The sequence below is a fragment of the Pseudomonas sp. Pseusp10 genome, assembly GCF_059492225.1.
This window is the reverse complement of the sequence record NZ_CP168528.1, coordinates 2,702,595-2,725,192: the sequence shown is the minus strand read 5'-3', so window position 1 is coordinate 2,725,192 and position 22,598 is coordinate 2,702,595. Positions and strand designations below refer to the sequence as shown.

The following is a 22,598-nucleotide window of genomic DNA, read 5'->3' as shown; positions in this document are numbered from 1 at the left end:
CGATAGCTAATGGGCAATTGAATGGAAGGAGAAAGGGAGGGCATCCATTGCCCTCCCCTCCGCTGTCCACGCTCCCTGCGACAGTACTGACCAGGACCTCAAGTGGCCAGAATGAAGTCCGTCTGATCAACGGCCGCGCTGTTGACGCCGACAAGACGGATGGAGTCCGCCCCGAACCCAACCACCGTGTCTGCCCCGTCAGCCGCTATGCTCACGTTGGCAGCGAACGTCGCGCTGGTGATCCCCAGCCCCGTGACATTGAGCAAGTCCTGCTCTGCGGCCAAATTGGCTCCGAAGTTCAGGATCGTATCGTTGCCGAAACCCGCGGCAGCAAACACGAACGTATCGTTGCCGGCGACGCCGCCACTCATCACGTCGTTACCGCCACCGCCGATGAGAACGTCGTTACCCGCACCACCCACGATCGTATTGGCCAGCCCGTTGCCGGTGCCCGCGAAGTTGCCGCTGCCGCCGAAAAACAGATTTTCGACGTTGGCACCCAGGGTGTAGCTCGCGAGCGAGCTCCAGACCGTGTCGTTGCCGGCACCGGCGAGCTCGATCACCACGTCCCCAAGGTCGGTGACTTCGTAGACATCGTTGCCAGCACCGCCGGCCATCGTGTCGGCACCTGCGCCACCGATGAGGAGGTCGTTACCCGCACCGCCCACGAGCGTGTTGGCGAGTACGTTGCCGGTGCCCGCAAAGTTGCCGCTGCCGCCGAAAAACAGATTCTCGACGTTGGCACTCAGGCTGTAGCTCGCGAGCGAGGTCCAGACCGTGTCGTTGCCGGCACCGGCGAGCTCGATCACCACGTCCCCAAGGTCGGTGGCTTCGTAGACATCGTTGCCAGCACCGCCGGCCATCGTGTCGGCACCGGCGCCACCGATGAGGAGGTCGTTACCCGCACCGCCCGCGATCGTATTGCCGAGCACGTTACCGGTGCCCGCGAAGTTGCCGCTGCCGCCGAAAAACAGATTCTCGACGTTGGCACCCAGGGTGTAGCTCGCAAGCGAGGTCCAGACCGTGTCGCTGCCGGCACCGGCGAGCTCGATCACCACGTCCCCAAGGTCGGTGACTTCGTAGACATCGTTGCCAGCACCGCCGGCCATCGTGTCGGCACCTGCGGCACCGATGAGGACGTCGTTACCCGCACCGCCCACGAGCGTGTTGGCGAGCGCGTTGCCGGTGCCCGCGAAGTTGCCGCTGCCGCCGAAAAACAGATTCTCGACGTTGGCGCTCAGGGTGTAGCTCGCGAGCGAGGTCCAGACCGTGTCAATACCCTCACCGCCAAGCTCGGTCACCACGTCCCCAAGGTCGGTGACTTCGAAGATATCGTCACCGAGACCTCCAGCCATGATGTCGGCACCCGTACCGCCGATGAGAATGTCATTGCCCGCATCACCATTGAGGAGGTCGTTGCCGCCCAAGCCGTTCAGGATGTCGTTGCCAGCAGCTCCGCTGGCAATGTCGTCGCCTGTCGTGCCGGTCCATATGTCGACACCGGCAGTACCGACAAACACATCACCGGCGGCCACCGGGGCCGTAGCGTCGGACGCAATGCTTTCGGCCGCACCGAAGTCATCCACGTAACTGACCACCACGCGTACCTGATCGCCGACCTGAGCCAGGCCAAGCGTGAACGTGCTGGCGGTGGCTCCGACGATGTCGACGAAGGTGACCCCGTTGGTCTCCTGCCACTGGAAGGTGAACTGCGGATTGCTGAGGCCATCGACGTCGATGATGGTCGACGTGTCGGCGGTCAACACCTGGTCCGGAAACGCAAGCCCGAGGATGGTCGGCCCGGCGGTCGGTGCGTTGTTCCCCGACGAGTCGACGATCTCCAGCGTACCCTGGGCATCCTGATACACCGCCCGAACGCGGAGGTTCAGACCGGCGACATCATCCGCCACCAGGTAAGTGGCGCCGACCGCCCGCGATACCTCACCGGCGGCAAAAAAGGTGATGTCTTCAAAGATACCCGAGCCGGCAACGTTTTCGACCTGCCAGTAGTAAGCCACGGGACCGGTAACCGCGCCGGTCGGATTGGCCGCACTCACATTGTCCGCGTCGCGTACCGACTGATCACTGACACGCAGCAATTGGCCGGCGACAGACGCGTCGGTACGTGCACCAGTGGTAGCATCGAGGATTGCCAGACGCCCCACAGGACCACTGTTCAAGGCGGTGCCAACGCCGGACGCCTGCGCCTGGTCGGCGAACTGCAGACGCTCGATGCCCGTCAGGCGATCGACGCCATCACGGCCCGCCACCAGATCGGTCACGATGACGGTGTTGCCATCGACAGCGACGCTGTACTCCGACGCATTACCGGAGAACACCGCGGTGTCGAAGCTGTCAGTGCCAGTCAGAATCTCCCGTACGATGACCAGCTGGCCCGGGTTGTAAGTACCGTTGAGCATCGCCTGAACCATCGGCACCATGCTGTCGAACGTGGCGATTTCATCGCCAGTTCCATCAGCGTTTGCCCGTACGCTGATACGCACGTTCAGCCACTTGTCACCGTCGATGATGTCGTCACCACCGCGACCTTCGATGAGGTCGCTGCCGCTGCCACCGAGGATGATGTTGCCGCCGTCGAAGAACGTCGCTCCGACTGGCAGCAGACCCGCCAGGCCATTGATCAGGCTGATGTTGGTCAGCACACTGCCGGTTGCACCCGCGGTGGGTAGCGATGTCGCATCTTCGTTATCACCGCGCAGGAAGTCACCGTGGGACGAACCCGACAGCCCTTCCATGATGTCGAAACGCACCAGTGCCGAAGCTCCCGAACCCGGCTGCACTGGCACATCGAAGAAGCGGTCGCTGTAATCGATGGTCACGCCCTGGGCGAGATCCTTGAAGGTCGCCCAGTCATAGCCGGAGCCGCCGATATAGCGGTCACCGAAGCCGAGACTGCCGACCATGATGTCGTCGCCGCCTTCGCCGTTGAACTTGTCGTTCTCGTTGCCGCCGATGAATACATCGTGACCGATCACCGGGTCGTTGCCGAGCGGATCGAAGTTGTCGCCAGGCGCACCGTCCGAAGTGCCCTTCTCGATCCAGTCGTCGCCTTCGTTACCCATGTCCTGTTCGTTGGCTTTGCTGCCCAGGATGAAGTCGTTGCCCTGGCCACCAATGGCCTCGGAGGCATCCTCACCGGTAATGATGAAGTCGTTGCCGAACCCGCCAATGATCAGGTTGATGCCGTTGCCTCCGTGCAACACGTCGTTGCCGTCGCCACCCTGGATGTTATCGTCGCCGCCGGTGTCGGTGATGATGTCGTCGCCGGCACCACCGCGCAGCTGGTCGTTGCCGTTACCGCCGTCGATGCGATCGTTGCCGGCATCACCCCAGACCGTGTCATCGCCATCGCCCGAGAGGAGGATGTCTGCGTTGTCGGTGCCACCCAGTACGATGTGCTCTTCACCTGTGTACTTGATGTAGTTGGTGTCCAGCCCCACGGTCAGCGGGTTGTCACGGAACACCACCTGTTCACCGGTCGGACCGAACGGATCGGCCGCGAGCAGGCCCTCGTTGAACTGCTTGCCCGGGTCCACTTCCAGATAGAACGCCATGTCCGAGAACACCAGGCCCGGCAAGTGCGTGGCCGAGGTGTTGGCCATGATCAGCTTGGCGAACGAGTTGCTTTCAAGTTCGGCATTCATCGACAGGCCAGAGGTACGCTCCAGGTAGTAGAAGCGGTCGCCGTCCTGCAGTTTTTCCAGCTGGTTCTCGAACACGAAGTTGAAGGTCGTGCCGAGCATGCCGCCGAACGGGGTTTTCTGTTCGGCCAGGCCGCCGATCCAGAGGTCGATGGCATCGACGCCCGTGATAGTCACCCCCTTCAGGTCGTCGGCAGTCCCCAGCACCCCATCCTTGCCGGCCAGCGTCACGTTGGCCCAGGAATTGGTGCCGTTGAGGAAGTCCAAACGGTCAGCCGGCGCACCCGTACCACCGAGTACCAGCGCCATGGCTGCAGCGCGTTTGTCTGCCAGCGTGGTCGCCAACGTGATCGTGTCATGCGTGCCATAGGCCGCGATGAAGTTGATCAACGACTCCGGATGTTTGAGGTGCTGCATCAGATCAACCCAGCTGTTGTACGGCTTGAGTTGGGTATCGCCGGTTTGGCTGTAGATGTCGCGGCGGATCGCATTGAGTGAGGGAATTCCCACGTCGCGGCCACGGGCGATGTTGAGCGCCGGCAGGTCGAGCGGCAAGCCGAGCAGGTTATTGCGCAGCGCCTCGGTGACGAACTCGTCGATTTCGTTACCGGCTTGCCGGGTCACCCCACGGATGATCGCACTGGTCGCATCCTCTGGCGACACGCCACTGGCGGCGTACGCCAACGGGTTGAGGAACGCTGCGATCAGGCCGGTCTGTTGATTGCCCGCGACATTCGGATTGCCGTCGCCCACCACGTTGAAGTCGATATCGTAGCGATCGACGGTCTCGGTCAGCATCGAGTGGCCAAACCGGTACACAGTATGGGCGAACTCGGCGACGATCGAGGCATCGAGGTCGACGTCATAGACCTGGGTCGGTGCGAAGAACAGGTCGATGTTGGGCTGGATGGTCCGCGCAAACTCTTCGAATACCAGGTGCTGATACTGCATCTCGGTGCCGAACTTGGCCGCCTGGAACAAGCGCTCGCCATTCCATACCAGCGCATCGAACTCGGCCTGGGTGGCTGGCAATGCGGCCACCGGCGTGAGCAGCCACTCGTTGAGGAAAGCCACGTCACCCGAATCGAGCACCGTGTCCTTGGTTTGCTGGACCAGGCGGTTGTGCTCGGAGTGGAAGATCGCATGCACCGCGGTCAGGCCGATGTTCTCGTTGACCCGGCCGTCGCCAGCGATGTAGTGCGCATCCAGCAGTTCGTCGTCGTAGGCCAGTTTGGCCCCGGTCAGCGGATCGATCGGCACGGCGTTGCCAGCAACGTCGTCCGCGTCAGGAACGAGCTCGCCAAGGTTGTTGAACACCGGCACTGCATTGTTGTTAATGTCGATAAGGAACTGGTGACCGGTGCGCACAGCATCGGTCAGGTCAACGGGAGCAAGCGGATCACCTTCGACAAGGACGTCATCCGGCGTGCCGCCAAGGCCGTCAACCCCCTTCATCACGACCATCGGGAAGCCGTGCGGCCCCTTAATGAAATTGCCATAGGCATCGGTCGCCAACAGCGGGGCATTATCGACGTCGGCGTCGGTCAGGTTGATGCCGAGAATGTCACGGGCTTGCGCCTTGACCACCTTCCAGGTCGCCATGCCACCAATTTCGACGTCGTCCGCAGTACCAAACTTGCCATCCACTCCCAGATCACGGTTGGTGATCAGTCTGCCGGTCGCTATCGGGCCGCTATCGGTCATCTGATAAGCGCGCAGGAACACCTGGTGCGATGGGTGCGAGCTATAGGTCTGGTTCTGGTCCACGAACGGCGAGGTGGTGTTGGTGTGCTCATGGATGTCGTCGGCCGTACCGAGAACGCCATCCGCCCCTGGCAGGTTGGTTGCGCGGCTCAGCACCATGAAGTTGGTGTTGCCGCCTGGCACAAACAGCGGATCGTCCGGTTTCAGCGGGATGAACACGGTGCCCGAACCACCTTTGGTGACCAGGTCCAGGCCATGATCGAAGAACTGCCCGAAGAAGGTCATCCAGGCGTTGAACGGTGCGGACAATCCCGCATCCGCCGTGGTGTTCTCGAAAAAGTACACATTGCGATCATCGCCAGTACCGAACTGACCATCCATGCCGGGGCTGGCGACAATCTGTACGCCATCCTTGAGCACGTCGTCATTACCCACCGCGCCGAAGTCGAGCACACCGTTCAAGCCCGGGTCGAAAGCCGCGGCATAGGCCGCCGGGTTATTCGCCGTCTGGTCGACGATCAGATTACTGATGGTGCGCGGCTGCGAGTCAAACACAGCTCCGCTGGTCTGCTGATACGTCGTTCCCGGGCCGGCCGGCGAGCCGGGACCGAAGAAGTCGGCAGGAGCACCTTCCGCCGGATTGAAGACCGGATCGGTCAAGCGCGGGAAGACGTTATCGGCGGCACCAAACTCGGTGTGATTGTTGCCGTTGAGGTTCATCAGGTTGTTGTTCGACCCGTCGACCGTACGCAGCCCTAATGGCGCACGGATATTCGGGATCAGCGAGAGGATGTCCTGACCGGCCGCATCAGCCTCGGCAATCTTGATCTGGTCAAGAATGAAGTTGAGGTCGGAGCGGACCATGTGAAGGCCCGCGCCACCCGCGGTGGCATCGACTACAGGTACCAGCGGCGTTGGCGTGACCGGTGCACCGGCGACTACGGTAGCCGTCGGCGTGGAGAACAGGATCTCCGTGGTGCCGTGACCATCCTGATAGATCGCCTTGACCCGCAACGACAACCCGGCGAGGTCAGGAGAGACCTTGAACGCGGTACCATCGGCGCTTTGGAACGCCAGGTCGCCAGCCGGCAGCAGGATGATGTCCTCGAATACGCCGCTGCCTGGAGTGGCCTCGAACTGCCAGATGTAGGACACCGAGGAGTTGGTGATGAACCCCTGCGGATTACCCGGCGCGACGTTATTGCCATCACGCACCCCGGCCACGCTGACCGTCAGCGTGTCGCCCACCGTTATCGCCCCGCCGTTTCCATCAGAAACGGTAGGTCTGCCAACCGGTTGTGCATTCTGCCCTGGCACCAGCACTTGCTGGGTATCGGCAAACTGCAGGCGTTCGATATGCAGCAGGGTATCGGTGCCGTCGCGACCCGCTACGTTATCGGCCACTGTCCAGACATCGTCCGCCACGTTGGCCGTGCCGCGGTTGTCAACGGTAACCGTATACTCGGACGCAACCCCGGAGAAAATGGCGGTGTCGAAGGCCGCCCCGCCAGTCGAAGTGCCGGGCATGATTTCCCGCACGGCCTTGAGCTGGCCAGGGTTATAGGTGCGGTCCAGCATGAACGGGATCATATCGACCATGCTGTCGAAGCTGGCGATTTCTGGACCGGTATGGTTGACATCACCAGGAGCATAAACGGCAATTCTGACGTTGATCCATTTGTCGCCGTCGATCAGATCATCGCCACCACGACCTTCGATCAGGTCACTGCCATTGCCGCCGAGGATGATGTTGCCAGTGGCAAAGCCGGTGGTCGGCAATCCGGCATCGGCGAGGAACTGTTCCAGGCCGCGGATCAACGCCACATTGGTCAGCGCACTGCCCGTGGTACCGCCGTGGTTGATGATAGTGACTGCATCAACATCGTCGCCTTTGAGCACATCGCCGAAACTCGAACCGGACAAGCCTTCGACCTCGGCAAAACGGTCGAGAATCGAGGCTGGCGAGGCACCGACCGGATTGAATATGCCGGCATTCTGGTTGGGTGCATTGCCATGTGGCTGCGCCAGTGCAGCCAGGCTCAGGTCAACGGTCACGCCAACCTTGTCATTCTTGTAGGTCACCCAGTCGAAACCGGACATGCCGTCCATCTTGTCCTGGGCATCGCTGCCGACAAAAATGTCATCGCCACCCTCGCCGATCATTTCGTCGAAGCCGCCGCCACCGACAAAGATGTCGTTGCCGATCACATCGTCATTGAGCAGCGGCGAGAAGTTATCGCCAGGCGCACCGTCCTGGGTGCCCTTCTCGATCCAGTCATCACCTTCGTTGCCGGTAGGTGGCAGGTTGGTCTTGGCACCGAGGATGAAGTCGTCACCCTGGCCGCCGAAGGTGGTGCTGATGTCTTCAGTGGTGATGATGAAGTCCTGGCCATCGCCACCCAGGATCAGGTTGCCTGCAGCAAGCATGCTGCCAACCACGATCACATCGTTACCGGCATTACCTTCCAGACGGTTGTCGCCGAACGAGTCGGAAATGATGTCATCGCCTGCGCCGCCCAGTACCGCATCGTTCCCGGCCCCGCCTTCGAGGCGGTCGTTGCCGGCGTCGCCGTAAACGGTGTCATCGCCGTCACCAGAGATGATGATGTCATCGCCGGCGGTGCCGCCCAGGACAACATGGTCTTCACCGGTGTACTGCAGATAATTGGTGTCCGGACCGGGGGTGTCGGGGTTGTCGCGAATCACCAACGGCACGACTTCCACGCCGTTGATCATGATGCCGCCCGTCGGATCGGCGCGGCTATCCAGGCCAAGGCCAGTGAACTGAGCGGCCTGATTCACTTCGAGGGTGAACGTCGGCGTCAGGAACACGGTGTTCGCCAGGTGGGTGACATCGCTGTTGAGCATGATCAGCTTGGCAAAGGAGTTGTTCTCAAGCTCAGTGCCGAAGTTCAGACCCGCGGTACGCGACAGGTAGTAGAAGCGGTCGCCGTTCTGCAACGCCTCCATCTGGGTTTCAAACACGAAGTTGAACGTCGAGCCGAGCATGCCGCCGAACGGCATCTTCTGTTCAGCGAGGCCACCGACCCAGAAGTCGATGTCGTCGACGCCGGTGACGGTCACTCCCGTCTGGTCATCTGCAGTACCGAGTACCCCATCCCTGCCGGCCGTCGTTATGTTGGCATAGGCACCGGTGCTGTTGAGGAAGTCCAGGCGATCAGCCGGCGAACCCGAACCACCCAGTACCAGCGCCATGGCTGCAGCGCGTTTGTCTGCCAGCGTGGTCGCCGCCGTGATCGAGGTATGCGTGCCAAAGGCTGCGATGAAGTTGACCAGCGACTCGGGGTGCTTGAGGCTGTCCGCCAGGTCAGCCCAACTGATGTAGGGCTTGAGTTGGCTGTCGCCGGTCATTGCGTAAAACTCTCGGCGCGCCTCATTCAATGTAGGGATGCCCGTGTCGCGACCACGCGCCAGGTTCAGGCTCGGCAAATCGAGCGGCAGACCGAGCAGGTTGTTGCGCAACGCTTCGGTGACGAACTCATCGATCTCGTTGCCGACCTGGCGGGTCACACCGCGGATGATCGCCCCTGCCGCCTGGTCCGCAGTCACCCCGCTGCCGGCGAACGCCAGTGGGTTGAGGAAGGCCGCGATCAGACCCAGTTGCGAATCCGGGTTGGCCGGGTTAGTGAGCAGCGGATTGAACGCGGGATCGAAGCGATCGACGGTCTCGGTCAACATCGAGTGACCGAAGCGGTACACCACGTGGGCGAACTCGGCGAGGATTGCCGGGTTGATCGAGGTGTCATACCCACTGGGCGCAAGGAATCCGTCGACCTGTGGCTGAATGGTCCGCGCGAACTCCTCGAACACCAGGTGCTGGTACTGCATCTCGGTGCCGAACTTGGCGGCCTGGAACAGGCGTTCACCGTCCCACACCAGCGCTGCGATCCCGGCGGGGGTAGTCGGTATCGCGGCTACGTCGTCAATCAACCACTCATTGAGGAAGGCCAGGTCGCCGGAAGCCAGGATGGTGTCCTTGGATTGCTGGACCAGGCGGTTGTGCTCGGAGTGGAACACATGGTGCACGGTGGTCAGGCCGATGTTCTCGTTTACCCGGCCGTCGCCGGCAATGTAGTGGGCGTCGAGCAGTTCGTTGTCATAGGTCAGGTTATTGCCGCCCGCGCCAACGGGCTGCGGGTTACCGACATCGCTGTCACCATCCGCCTGCAGAACCCCGCCGACGATAACCGGCGCAGCATTGTGGGCGATGTCGTCGAGGAAGCCATGCCCGGTGCTCACGGCGTTGGCCAGACTGATCGGATTAAGCAGGTTGCCTTCGACCAGTTGCGTGACGTCATCAGCTGTCCCGGCAATGCCGTCAGCACCGTTACCGATGCGCATCACCACCTGCGGCATGCCGCTCGGCCCGCGGATGAAGTTGCCGTACGCATCGGTTGCCAGCAATGGCACGTTGTGTACATCGGCGTCAGTCAGGTCGATGCCGAGAATGTCACGGGCCTGGGCCTTGACCACCTTCCAGGTCGCCATGCCGCCATTTTCGCCGTTGCCATCATCGGCAGTGCCGAACTTGCCATCGGCGCCGAGATCGCGGTTGGTAATCAAGCGTCCCGTTGCAACAGGATCGCCTGCCGCATTGAGGACGTACTCGCGCAGGAACACCTGATGCGAGGGGTGCGAGCTGTAGGTCTGGCTTTGGTCGACGAACGGCGAGGTGGTGTTGGGCTGGCCATCATCGGTCGTGCCGAGTATTCCGTCTGCGCCGGCGGTACGCACTGCACGTGGCAGCACCATGAAGTTGGTCGGGCTGTTCAGTACAAACAACGGATCGTCCGGCTGCAGCGGAATAAACACGACGTCGGTAGCGCTCTTGGTGACCAGGTCGAGACCGTGGTCGAAGAACTGGCCGAAGAAGGTCATCCACGAGTTGAAGCTGGCGGTCAGGCCGACGTCCGGCGACACGTTGGGCATGAAGAACACTGGCTTGTCATCGGTCGTGCCGAATACGCCATCCAGCCCGGGGCTGGTGACTACCTGTACGCCATCCTTGAGTACGTCGTCATTACCCGGCGAGCCGAAGTTGAGCACACCGTCCAGGCCCGGGTCGAACGCTGAGGCATAGGCCGCCGGGTTATTGGCGGTCTGGTCGACGATCAGGTTACTGATAATCCGTGGTTGCGGATCGGTCACCGACCCTGTCCCGGCGTATGCCGGCGACAGAAAGGAAGGATCAAGCAGGCGCGGGAAAGCATTGTCCGCGGCGCCAAACTCGCTCTGGCCGGTGACCAGGTTGTTGAAGCTGCCATCGACGGTACGCAGGCCGAACGGCACCTGAGAGTTGGGAAGCAAATCAATGAGGCTTGCGCCGTCGGCATTCGCTTCTGCGATAAAAATTTGCTTAAGGATGAACTCCAGGTCCGACTTGTTGAAATTGGCCATTTTGGATTGCCCTCGATCTATTTGGGTAAAGGCACGGGACGAGAAAACCCTCCCGCGCCAAGTCAAGTGCTGGCTTGCGCAGTTTGTTGGTTATGTTTTTTTGCGAGAGATCTGGCGTTACCCGGGACCCGGGATACACGCCTGGAATTCGCGAAATGAATTGCTCGCCGGGCGATCAGGCAGAGCGAATCCGAGCCCTGGGCGGGTCATGGAATCTGGAAGTGAAGGCGAACATCCTGGACACCCCCCTCCCTCTGCAAAAGAACGAAATGATCGACATGGCTCTGCTCCTCTCAGGAGAGTCACCGCGCCTTGCGTTGCCAAAGCGATGGCAAGCTTCAGGCGGGCGGCCCCCCCGATAACTAAGACTAAAGTTCCATAGCAAAACTTTGTCAATTTTACGTCTTTAAAACAGACGACCGGTGTTAGGCCGCGCAACTAGCTGTTTTTAAAAGACATATAGAAAGTTGAGTGTAGGTATAGAGCGAAATGTTATTTCTAACTGTCGGAGTGCAAATAACAAAGGAATAACGTCGTAACGCGTAACTACCCAAGTACCTTTCATGTCCTTCATCCAGAAGAAGGCTGTGCCCCTCCAGACTTGGGTGGAGAGTTTGCGCGTGCCGAACCTGAGGGCAGGTACGGGTGGCCGTCGAAAAAGGCCCTTAAGCAAATACAGAAAGCCTGGGCCGATCGTTTCGGTAGCCCTGATGCGGCATGGGCCGTCATCGCTCAATGTGTGGGAGCGCAAGTCCTGTCCCGAGCAGTCGAGAAAGAACGAACTCGCACGGAAATCATTGCCTCGACTCGCAAAGCTATTGAGAAGAGCTATTTCACGCCGGAAAAATAGAAGAACGTCTCCGATTATTTGAGAGCAGCTTGCAACGTCATGCTCATCGCTATCGCGGCAAAAACCTGGTCGATTCAGCCCTCCCTGAATTCCCACACCGAATGCAGTCATGAGGCAATTGAGTGGAAGGAGAAAGGGAGGGCATCCATTGCCCTCCCCTCCGCTGTCCACGCTCCCTGCGACAGTACTGACCAGGACCTCAGGTGGCCAGAATGAAGTCCGTCTGATCAACGGCCGCACTGCTGACACCAACAAGGCGGATGGAGTCCACTCCGATTCCAACCACCGTGTCCGCCCCGTTAGCCGTTATGCTCACGTTGGCAGCGAACGTCGCGCTGGTGATCCCCAGCGCCGTGATATTGAGCAAGTCCTGCCCGGCCGGATTGGCTCCGAAGTTCAGGATCGTATCGTTGCCGAAACCCGCGACAGCAAACACGAACGTATCGTTGCCGACGACACCACTCATCACGTCGTTACCGCCACCGCCGGTGAGGACGTCGTTACCCGTACCACCCACGATTATGTTGGCGAGCTCGTTGCCGGTGCCCGCGAAGTTACCGTTGCCGCCGAAATACAGATTCTCGACGTTGGCATCCAGGGTGTAGCCCGCGAGCGAAGTCCAGACCGTGTCGCTGCCGGCACCGGCGAGCTCGCCCACCACGTCCCCAAGGTCGGTGACTTCGTAGACATCGTCGCCAACACCGCCGAACATCGTGTCGGCACCGCCACCGCCGAGCATCGTGTCGGCACCGCCGCTGCCGCCGAGGAAGTCGTTACCCGCGCCACCCCCGAGCGTGTTGTCGAGCGTGTTGCCGCTGCCCGCAAAGTTGCCGCTACCGCCGAAAAACAGATTTTCGACGTCGGCACCCAGGGTGTAGCTCGCAAGCGAGGTCCAGACCGTGTCGCTGCCGGAACCGGCGAGCTCGGCCACCACGTCCCCAAGGTCGGCGACTTCGTAGACATCGTCGCCAACACCGCCGAACATCGTGTCGGCACCGCCACCGCCGAGTAGCGTGTCGGCACCGCCGTTGCCGTTGAGGAAGTCGTTACCCGCGCCACCCACGATCGTGTTGGCGAGCTCGTTGCCGATGCCCGCAAAGTTGCCGCTGCCGCCGAAAAACAGATTCTCGACGTTGGCACCCAGCGTGTAGCTCGCAAGCGAGGTCCAGACCGTGTCGATGCCGGCACCGGCGAGCTCGCTCACCACGTCCCCAAGCTCGGTGACTTCGTAGACATCGTTGCCGCCACCGCCGGCCATCGTGTCGGCACCTGCGCCACCGATGAGGACATCAACACCTGCACCGCCCACGAGCGTGTTGTCGAGCGCGTTGCCGGTGCCCGCGAAGGTGCCGCTGCCGCCGTTATTCAGATTTTCGACGTTGGCACCCAGGGTGTAACTCGCGAGCGAGGTCCAGACCGTGTCAATACCCTCACCGCCAAGCTCGGTCACCACGTCCCCAAGGTCGGTGACTTCGTAGATATCGTCGCCTACACCGCCGGTCATGGTATCGGCACCCGAACCGCCGATGAGAATGTCATTGCCCGCGTCACCATTGAGGATGTCGTTGCCGCCCAAGGCGTTCAGGATGTCGTTGCCATCGCCTCCGCTGGCCACGTCGTCGCCTGCCGTGCCGGTCCATATGTCGGCACCGGCGGTACCGACAAACACATCACCGACCACTGTCGTTGCGGCAGAGGTGACCCGCTCAAGCGTGCCGAGGTCATCGGTGTAACTCGCGACGACACGCAGTTGCTGACCGACCTGCGCCTGGCCGGGCGTGAAGGTCGTGCCCGTCGCACCGGCGATGTCGGCAAAGATCGTACCGCTCCCCACTTGCCACTGACGGGTAATCACCGAGGTCGTGGTCCCATCGGGGTCGGTGAACGCATCCGTAGCGGTCAAGGCCGAGCCTTCCGTCGGGGTCGTATCGCTGATCAGCACCGTGCCAACCGGTAGGAGGTTGAAGGGGCTGCCGCCGAGCGGCGCAGTTGGCGCGGTCGGCGCCGAGAACACGCTTTCCAGCACGCCGTGGGCGTCCTGATAGACGGCCCTGACGCGCAGCAGCAGTCCCTCCTCAGCCGCGGTCACCGTGAAGGTCGGACCGGTCGCGGTTGCTAGTCCGCCTCCGAGCGCAATACCGATGTCGTCGAAGATACCGGTGCCCGGGTTTGTTTCGACCTGCCATACGAAGGCGATGGGACTGGTGATCGCACCTGCGCTAGCGACATTGTCCGCATCGCTGACGGTGTCGGCCAACACCGTCAACACTTGGCCAACGGCCGGCGTGCCATCGCTGATCCTCAGCAAGCCCACCGGCTCGGCGTTCAAGCCATTGACGAGAACCAGCGACTGATCGGCGAACTGCAGCCGCTCGATACTGCTGAGCCTGTCAGTACCGTCCCGACCAACGACGCTGTCGGTCACGGTGGTCGTGCCGTCGACGTTCGCGATGACGGTGTAGTCGGCCAGAAGGCCGGTGTACAGGGCCGTGTCAAAGGAATGGCCAGGGTTAAGGGGGTCAGGCGCATCCGTCAGGATCTCACGGACGGCGACGAGTTGACCGGGGTTGTAAGTGCCGTTGAGCATGAGCGGCACCAACGGGACCATGCTGTCGAACGTTGCGATCTCCGGCCCGGTGCCATCAATGTTCTGCCGCACGCTGATACGTACGTTGAGCCACTTGTCACCGTCGACCAGGTCATCGCCACCACCACCTTCGATGATGTCGCTGCCGCCGCCGCCGAGGACGATGTTGCCGGCACCGAACTGATCGTCTGCCGTGCCCACAATGCCGTCCGGGCCGGCTGCTGCGGTGCCGACGAACGAGCGCAGGCCGTTGACCAGGTCGAAGTTGGTGAGCACGCTGCCCTGAGCACCGGCAGCCGCGATCACGGTGGCATCGGCATCATCGCCACGCAGGATGTCGCTGAAGTGCGACCCCGCCAGACCTTCCACCAGTTGGAACCGAGCCACGGTTGCGGCCAGCTCCGGCAGTGGCGGCGCGAGAGCGATCTCGGCGAGGCCCAGGTCGACGGACACGCCGAACGGGTCGTCCTTGAAGCCGGCCCAGTCGTAACCGGAGCCACCCAGGTAGCGGTCCCCCGCGCCGCCGTTGCCGAACATGATGTCGTCGCCACCTTCGGCCATGAATCTGTCGGGCCCGCCCGTGCCGGTGAAGATGTCGTTACCGCGTATCAGGTCGAGCCCGTTCGGGTCGAAATTGTCGCCGGGAGCACCATCGGCGGTTCCCTTCTCGATCCAGTCGTCACCTTCGTTACCCATCAGCTGTTCATCGGCCATGCTGCCCATGATGAAGTCGTCGCCTGCGCCACCGAAGACCTCCGAGGAGTCCTCACCGGTGACGACGAAGTCCTTGCCGAAGCCGCCGAGGTTCAGATTCACGCCGTTGCCACTGTGGATGACGTCGTTGCCGTCGCCGCCATGAATGGTGTCGTCGCCGCCCATGTCGGTGATGATGTCGTCGCCGTCGCCCCCGACGATGAAGTCGTTGCCGTAGCCACCTTCGAGGCGGTCATTGCCACCGTCGCCATAGAGCGTGTCGTCGCCGTCGCCAGAAACGAGAATGTCATTGACTGCCGAACCACCGAGCACCACATGGTCTTCGCCGGTGTACTGCAGGTAGTTGGTATCAGGGCCGACCGTCGCAGGGTTGTCCCGGATGACCAGCGGCGTGAGGAGGATGCCGCCGACTGGATCGGTATTACCGGGCAGGTCGTCAATGGTGCCCACGATGCCGTCCGGACCGGCAATCACACTCTCGTTGAACTGCCTGGCCGGGTCGACCTCCAGGGTAAAGGCCGGAGTCAAGAACATGACGGCTGGGAGGTGGGTCGCATCGGTGTTGGCCATCACCAGTCTCGCGAACGAGTTGTTCTCCAACTCGGTGACGAAGTTAAGCCCCGCGTTGCGTTCCAGGTAGTAGAAGCGGTCGGCGTTCTGCAGCTTCTCCATCTGGTTCTCGAACACGAAGTTGAAGGTCGAGCCGAGCATGCCGCCAAACGGCATTTTTTCCTCGGCGAGGCCGCCGATCCAGAGGTCGATGTTGTCCAGACCGGTAATGGTGACGCCGGTCGGGCCACTCGCCCAGACGCCGGTGCTATTGAGGAAGTCCAGCCGGTCCGCCGGCTCGCCGGCGCCGCCCAACACCAGGAGCGAGGCCGCGGCGCGCTTCCCGTCGAGCGTGGTGGCGCTGGTAATGGAGGCGTGCGTGCCATAGGCGGCGATGAAGTTGATCAGCGATTCCGGGTGCTTCAGGTGTTGCACCAAATCGGCCCAGCTGATGTAGGGCTTCAGGTTGCTGTCGCCGGTCGCGGTGAAGAACTCACGACGCGCCTCGTTCAGGGTCGGAAGCCCGGTATCACGGCCGCGCGCGATGTTGATGGCGGGCAGGTCGAGCGGCAGACCCAGCAAGTTGTTGCGCACCGCTTCGGTGACGAACTCATCGATCTCGTTGCCGACCTGGCGCGTCAAGCCACGGACGATGGCACCGGCCGCCTGCTCCGGTGTCGGGCCGCTGGCCGCAAACGCCAGCGGATTGAGGAAGGCCTGAATCAGGCCGATCTCGCTGGAGGCGAAGTTAGGGTCCAGCCGGTCGATGGTCTCGGTCAGCATCGAGTGGCCAAGGCGATAGACCGCGTGCGCGAACTCGGCGACGATCGCCGGGTCGATCTCGGTTTGATAATTCTGGTGCTCGCCAAGGAACGGATCGATATTCGGCTGAATGGTACGCGCGAACTCTTCGAACACCAGGTGCTGGTACTGCATCTCGGTACCGAATCTCGCCGCCTGGAACAGGCGCTCTCCGTTCCAGTGCAGGGCAGCGATCTCAGCCGCGGTTGTTGGCAACACCAACAATTGGGCATCGGGCATCAGCCACTGGTTCAGGAAGTTGACATCGTTGGAGGCGATGGCCACATCCTTGGTGTGCTGGACCAGACGGTTGTGTTCCGAGTGGAAAATCGCGTGGACGGTGGTCAGGCCGATGTTCTCGTTGACCCGGCCGTCGCCGGCAATGTAGTGCGCGTCAAGCAGTTCGTTGTCGTAGAAGCCCGCGGCCACCGGGCCGCCGGCAACGAGGTCGGCATCGGCCGTCAGTGGCGCACCGGTCTGGCTGTCCACCGGAACGGCGTTGTGGGCGATATCGATGAGGAACTGGTGGCCGGTGCGCACGGCATTGACCAGGCTGATTGGCGCAGCAGGATTACCCTCGACGAGAACATCATCGGCGGTATCAGCAATACCATCCGCGCCCCTCATCATGACCATCGGGAAGCCGTTCGGGCCCTTGATGAAATTGCCGTAGGCGTCGGTAGCGAGCAGCGGCACGTTGTCGAAGTCGGCATCGGTAAGATTAATGCCAAGCAGATCGCGCGCCTGCGCCTTCACCACTTTCCAGGTGGCCATCCCACCGATTTCGACGTCGTCCGCAGTGCCGAACAGGCCATCGGCGCCCAGGTCACGATTGGTGATCAGCCTGCCGGTCGCCACCGGATCGCCGGCGGCATTGAACTCGTAGGCGCGCAGGAACACCTGGTGCGAAGGGTGCGAGGTGTAGGTCTGGTTCTGGTCGACGAACGGCGTGGTGGTGTTTGAAGCCTCGTGGATGTCGTCGGCGGTGCCGAGGATGCCATCAGGACCTGGCAGGTTGGTGGCCCGCGTCATCACCATGAAGTTGGTCGGGCTGCCCGGAACGAACAGCGGGTCGTCCGGCTGCAGCGGGATGAACACCGTGCCGCTGCCGCCCTTGGTCACCAGGTCGAGGCCGTGGTCGAAGAACTGACCGAAGAAGGTCATCCAGGGATTGAACGGTGCGGACAGGCCCGCGTCCGGCGCCACGTTAGGCATGAAAAAGGTCTGGAACGTCGTGCCGTCGGTACGGGTTCCAGTAATCACCTGCGCACCGTCCTTCAAGACATCGTCAACCGTGCCGAGGATGCCATCCGGACCGGGATCGAACGTGGCCGCGACCGCTGCCGGGTTGGTGGCGGTGTTGTCGGCGATCAGATTGCTGATGGTGCGCGGCTGCGAGTCGATCACCAGGCCGCTGGTCTGAGCGTAAGAGGTGCCCGCCTCCGCCGTATCGAACTGCGCCGGAACCAGTCGCGGGAAGACCGTATCGGCTGCACCGAACTCGTTCTGACCCGCCACCAGGTTGTTGAACGACCCGTCGACCGTGCGCAGGCCCAAAGGCAACCGTGCACTCGGCAGCATGCTGAGGAGATCCTCACCGGCCGCATTCCTTTCCGAGATCAGAATCTGGTCGAGAATGAACTGCAGATCGGCCCGGATATAGTGCACACCGGTGCTGGCGACCGGCGTCTCGACCGGCAGCGGGGCTGCCGGTGGCGGAGCAACGCCGGCTACGACCGCTGCGGTTGGAGCAGAGAACGCAGTCTCAAGCACACCATTTTGATCCTTGTAGACGGCCCTGACGCGCAATTCCAGCCCGGCGAGATCCGGGGTCACCCTGAAGGTCGGCCCGGTTATGTGCGCCAATGCTGCGCCCCCGACCGCAACACGGGTGATGTCCTGAAAGATGCCCGTACCCGGGACTGCTTCGAACTGCCAGTAGAAGGCGATCGGTCCGGTGATGGCACCGCCGGCGTTGTCGGCATCGGTCACGCCGGCAGCCGATACCCTCAGCAGTTGACCCGTGGTCGGCGTAGCGTCCGGGGTGTTGCTGGCAGCATCGAGTATGGTCAGCAAGCCCAGCGGGTCGTTGTTGAGCCCGACCCCGCCTGGCAGGGTGAGCGACTGATCGTTGAACTGCAGCCGCTCGATATTGGTCAGGCGGTCGATGCCGTCGCGCCCGACGACGCTGTCGGCCACGGTGGTCACGCCGCCCACAGTGGTGACGGTATAGTCGAGCCGGTTGCCAGTGAACAAGGCCGTGTCAAAGGCGGGGGCATCCGTCAGGACCTCGCGGACGATGACCAACTGACCGGGGTTGAAGGTGCCATCGAGCATGAACGGGATCATGGGCTCCATGCTGTCGAAGGTGGCAATCTCCGGCCCGGTTCCGTCAAGGTTCTGGCGCACGCTGATACGCACATTCAGCCACATGTCGCCGTCGATCAGGTCGTCACCGCCGCGGCCTTCGATGATGTCGCTGCCACCACCGCCGAGGAGGATGTTGCCCGCGCCGAACTGATCGTCTGCCGTGCCCAGGATACCGTCCGGGCCGGCTGCAGCCGCGCCAAGAAACGCCCGCAGACCGTTGACGAGGTCAATATTGGTGAGCACGCTGCCTGGGACACCGGCAGTGGCGATCGCGACCGCGTCGGCATCATCGCCGGTCAGCATGTCGCTGAACGCCGACCCCGACAGACCTTCCACCTGGGCGAACTTGGCTTGCACGCCTGCAACTGAAGGCGACAGGGCCGATTGTTCGAAGGTGATGCGGCTCATGTCCACAGTCACGCCGTAAGGATCATCCTTGTAGGTGGTCCAGTCGAAACCGGACATGCCCAACATCTTGTCCTTGGACTCACTGCCGATGAAGATGTCATCGCCGCCTTCACCGATCATTTCATCGAAGCCGCCGTCACCGCTGAAGACGTCGTTGCCGCCGGTCAACTCTGCCAGCAAAGCCAGTGGCAGGTTACCGGCGAAATTGTCGCCGGGGGATCCGTCCTGGGTCCCGACCTCGATCCAGTCGTCGCCATCGCCGCCCATCATTTGTCCGTTCAGCCGGCTGCCGAGCATGAAGTCATCGCCAGCGCCGCCGAAGACCTCCGAAAAGTCCTCGCCGGTGACGAAGAAATCGTTGCCGTCACCGCCGAGTTCGATATTGATGCCGTTGCCGCCGTGGATGACGTCGTTGCCGGCCCCGCCGTGGATGACGTCGTCGCCGCCCATGTCGGTGATGATGTCATCGCCATCGCCACCCTCGATCTCGTCATTGCCGTAGCCGCCTTCGAGGCGATCATTACCGGCGTCGCCCCAGAGCGTGTCGTCGCCGTCGCCAGAGACGAGAATGTCATTGCCGGCGGTGCCGCCGAGCACGACATGGTCTTCGCCGGTGTACTGCAGGTAGTTGGTATCGGGCCCGACCGTGTTGGGGTTGTCGCGAATGACCAGCGGTGTGATCACGACCCCGTTGATCATGGTGCCGCCAGTGGGATCGGTGTTGCCAGACAGGTCGTCGGCGGTGCCCACAATGCCGTCCAGACCGGCAATCACGCTCCGGTTGAACTGCCTGGCGGGGTCGACCTCGAGAGTAAAGGTCGGGGTCGAGAACATAAGAGCCGGGAGATGGGTCGCGTCGGTATTGAGCATCACCATCTTGGCGAACGAGTTGTTCTCGAGCTCACTCAGGAAGTTGAGTCCCTGGGTGCGGTGCAGGTAGTAGAGCCGGTCGCCGTTTTGCAGCTTCTCGAGCTGGTCCTCGAAGACGAAGTTGAAGGTCGAGCCGAGCATGCCGCCGAACGGCATTTTTTCCTCGGCCAGGCCGCCGATCCAGAAGTCGATGGCATCAACGCCGGTAATGGTTGCCCCATTTGCCAGGTTGGCATAGACGCCGGTGCTGTTGAGGAAGTCCAGGCGATCCGCCGGCTCACCGACGCCGCCCAACACCAGGAGCGTGGCCGCTGCGCGTTTCGCGTCGAGCGTGGTGGCGCTGGTAATGGAGGCGTGCGTGCCGTAGGCGGCGATGAAGTTGATCAGCGATTCCGGGTGCTTCAGGTGTTGCACCAAGTCGACCCAGCTGGTGTAGGGCTTCAACTGGCTGTCGCCGGTGCCGGCGTAGAACTCACGGCGCGCCGCGTTCAAGGACGGGATGCCGGTATCGCGGCCGCGCGCGATGTTGAGGGCGGGCAGGTCAAGCGGCAGGCCCAGCAAGTTGTTGCGCACCGCTTCGGTGACGAACTCATCGATCTCGTTGCCGACCTGGCGCGTCAAGCCGCGGACGATGGCGCCGGCCGCCTGTTCCGGGGTCGGGCCGCTGGTCGCAAACGCCAGCGGGTTGAGGAAGGCCTGAATCAGGCCGATCTCACTGGAGACGAAGTTGGGGTCCAGCCGGTCAATGGTCTCGGTCAGCATCGAGTGGCCGAAGCGAAAGACCGTGTGCGCGAACTCGGCGACGATCGACGGATTGATTGTGTCATCGAAGTCAAGGAAGGCATCGACCTGCGGTTGAATGGTGCGCGCGAACTCTTCGAACACCAGGTGCTGATACTGCATCTCGGTGCCGAATTTCGCCGCCTGGAACAGGCGCTCACCATTCCAGTTCAAGGTCGACAGATCAGCAGGAACAGCCGTGACGGGCGTCAGCAGCCACTGGTTCAGGAACGTCAGGTCGCCGGCGGCCGTTGAGGCGAGGATCGTGTCCTTGGTCTGCTGGACCAGCCGGTTGTGCTCGGAGTGGAAGATGGAGTGGACGGTGGTCAGGCCGATGTTCTCGTTGACCCGGCCGTCGCCGGCGATGTAGTGCGCGTCGAGCAGTTCGTTGTCGTAGAAGCCTGCGGCCACCGGGCCGCCGGCAACTAGGTCGGCATCGGCCGACAGTGGCGCACCGGTCTGGCTGTCCACCGGGCTGGCATTGTGCGCGATGTCGATAAGGAACTGGTGACCGGTGCGAATCGCCAGCGATGCGTCGATCGGCGCCAGCGGATTGCCCTCGACCAAGCCGGTCGTGGTCACGATCTGCGCAAAGCCGTTCGCCCCCCGAATGAAGTTGCCGTACGCGTCGGTCGCCAACAGCGGCAGGTCGAGGACGTCGAGATCGTCGAGATCAATGCCAAGCATGTCGCGCGCCTGCGCCTTCACCACTTTCCAGGTGGCCATCCCGCCGATTTCGACGTCGTCGGCAGTACCGAACAGGCCATCGGCGCCCAGGTCACGGTTGGTGATCAGCTTGCCGGTTGCCACCGGCTTGCCGGCGGCATCGAGTTCATAGGCACGCAGGAACACCTGGTGCGAGGGATGCGAGCTGTAGGTCTGGTTCTGATCGACGAATGGCGTGGTGGTGTTTGAAGCCTCGTGAATGTCGTCGGCGGTGCCGAGGATGCCATCGGGCCCGGGCAGGTTGGTGGCCCGCGTCAACACCATGAAATTGGTCGGGCTACCCGGAACAAACAACGGATCGTCCGGCTGCAGCGGGATGAACACCGTGCCGCTGCCGCCTTTGGTCACCAGGTCGAGGCCGTGGTCGAAGAACTGACCGAAGAAGGTCATCCACGAGTTGAACGGCGCGGACAGGCCCGCGTCCGGCGCCACGTTAGGCATGAAAAAGGTCTGGAAAGTCGTGCCGTCGGTACGGGTTCCAGTAACGACCTGCGCACCGGCCTTCAAGACATCGTCAACCGTGCCGAGGATGCCATCCAGACCGGGATCGAACGTGGCCGCGACCGCCGCCGGGTTGGTGGCGGTATCGTTGACGATCAGGTTGCTGATGGTGCGCGGCTGCGAGTCGATCACCAGGTCGCTGGTCTGAGTGTAAGAGGTGCCCGCCTCAGCCGGGCGGAAGACTGGAGTGGTCAAGCGCGGGAAAATGTTGTCGGCTGCGCCGAACTCGCTCTGACCCAGTCTCAGGTTGTTAAACGTCCCGTCGACCGTGCGCAGACCGAAAGCAAATTCCGGGTTCGGTAACAGGCTGGCGAGCGACTGGCCAGCAGTATCCGCTTCAGCGATGAAAATCTGCTGGAGAATGAACTCCAGGTCCGATTTGTTGAAATTGGCCATTTTGGAATGCCCTCGATCTGTCTGGGTAAAAGCGCGGGACGAGAAAACCCTCCCGCGCCAAGTCAAGTGCTGGCTTGCGCAGTTTGTTGGTTAGGTTTTTTTGCGAGAGCTCTGGCGTTACCCGGGACCCGGGATACGCGCCTGGAATTCGCGAAATGAATTGCTCGCCGGGCGATCAGGCAGAGCGGATTCGAGCCATGGGCGGGCCATGGAATCTGGAAGTGAAGACGAACGTCCTGGACAGCTCCTTCCCTGCGCAAAA

Annotated in this window: 2 protein-coding genes; both read right to left on the bottom strand. The window is 62.0% G+C overall.

The window, feature by feature from the left end:
* Window positions 1-98: 98 nt before the first annotated feature.
* Window positions 99-10,784: a peroxidase family protein gene (locus tag ACEN8Z_RS12275; RefSeq protein WP_495597817.1), complete on the bottom strand. Its 10,686-nt coding sequence runs from the start codon at window positions 10,782-10,784 to the stop codon at window positions 99-101.
* Between the two features lie 1,049 nt (window positions 10,785-11,833).
* Complete coding sequence (locus tag ACEN8Z_RS12270) at window positions 11,834-22,336, bottom strand: peroxidase family protein (RefSeq protein WP_495597816.1); 10,503 nt, start codon at window positions 22,334-22,336, stop codon at window positions 11,834-11,836.
* Window positions 22,337-22,598 lie beyond the last annotated feature (262 nt).

Excerpts from the sequence above, each read along its gene's own strand:
- ACEN8Z_RS12270 (WP_495597816.1), bottom strand. The coding sequence starts at position 22,336 with ATGGCCAATTTCAACAAATCGGACCTGGAGTTCATTCTCCAGCAGATT.
- ACEN8Z_RS12275 (WP_495597817.1), bottom strand. The coding sequence starts at position 10,784 with ATGGCCAATTTCAACAAGTCGGACCTGGAGTTCATCCTTAAGCAAATT.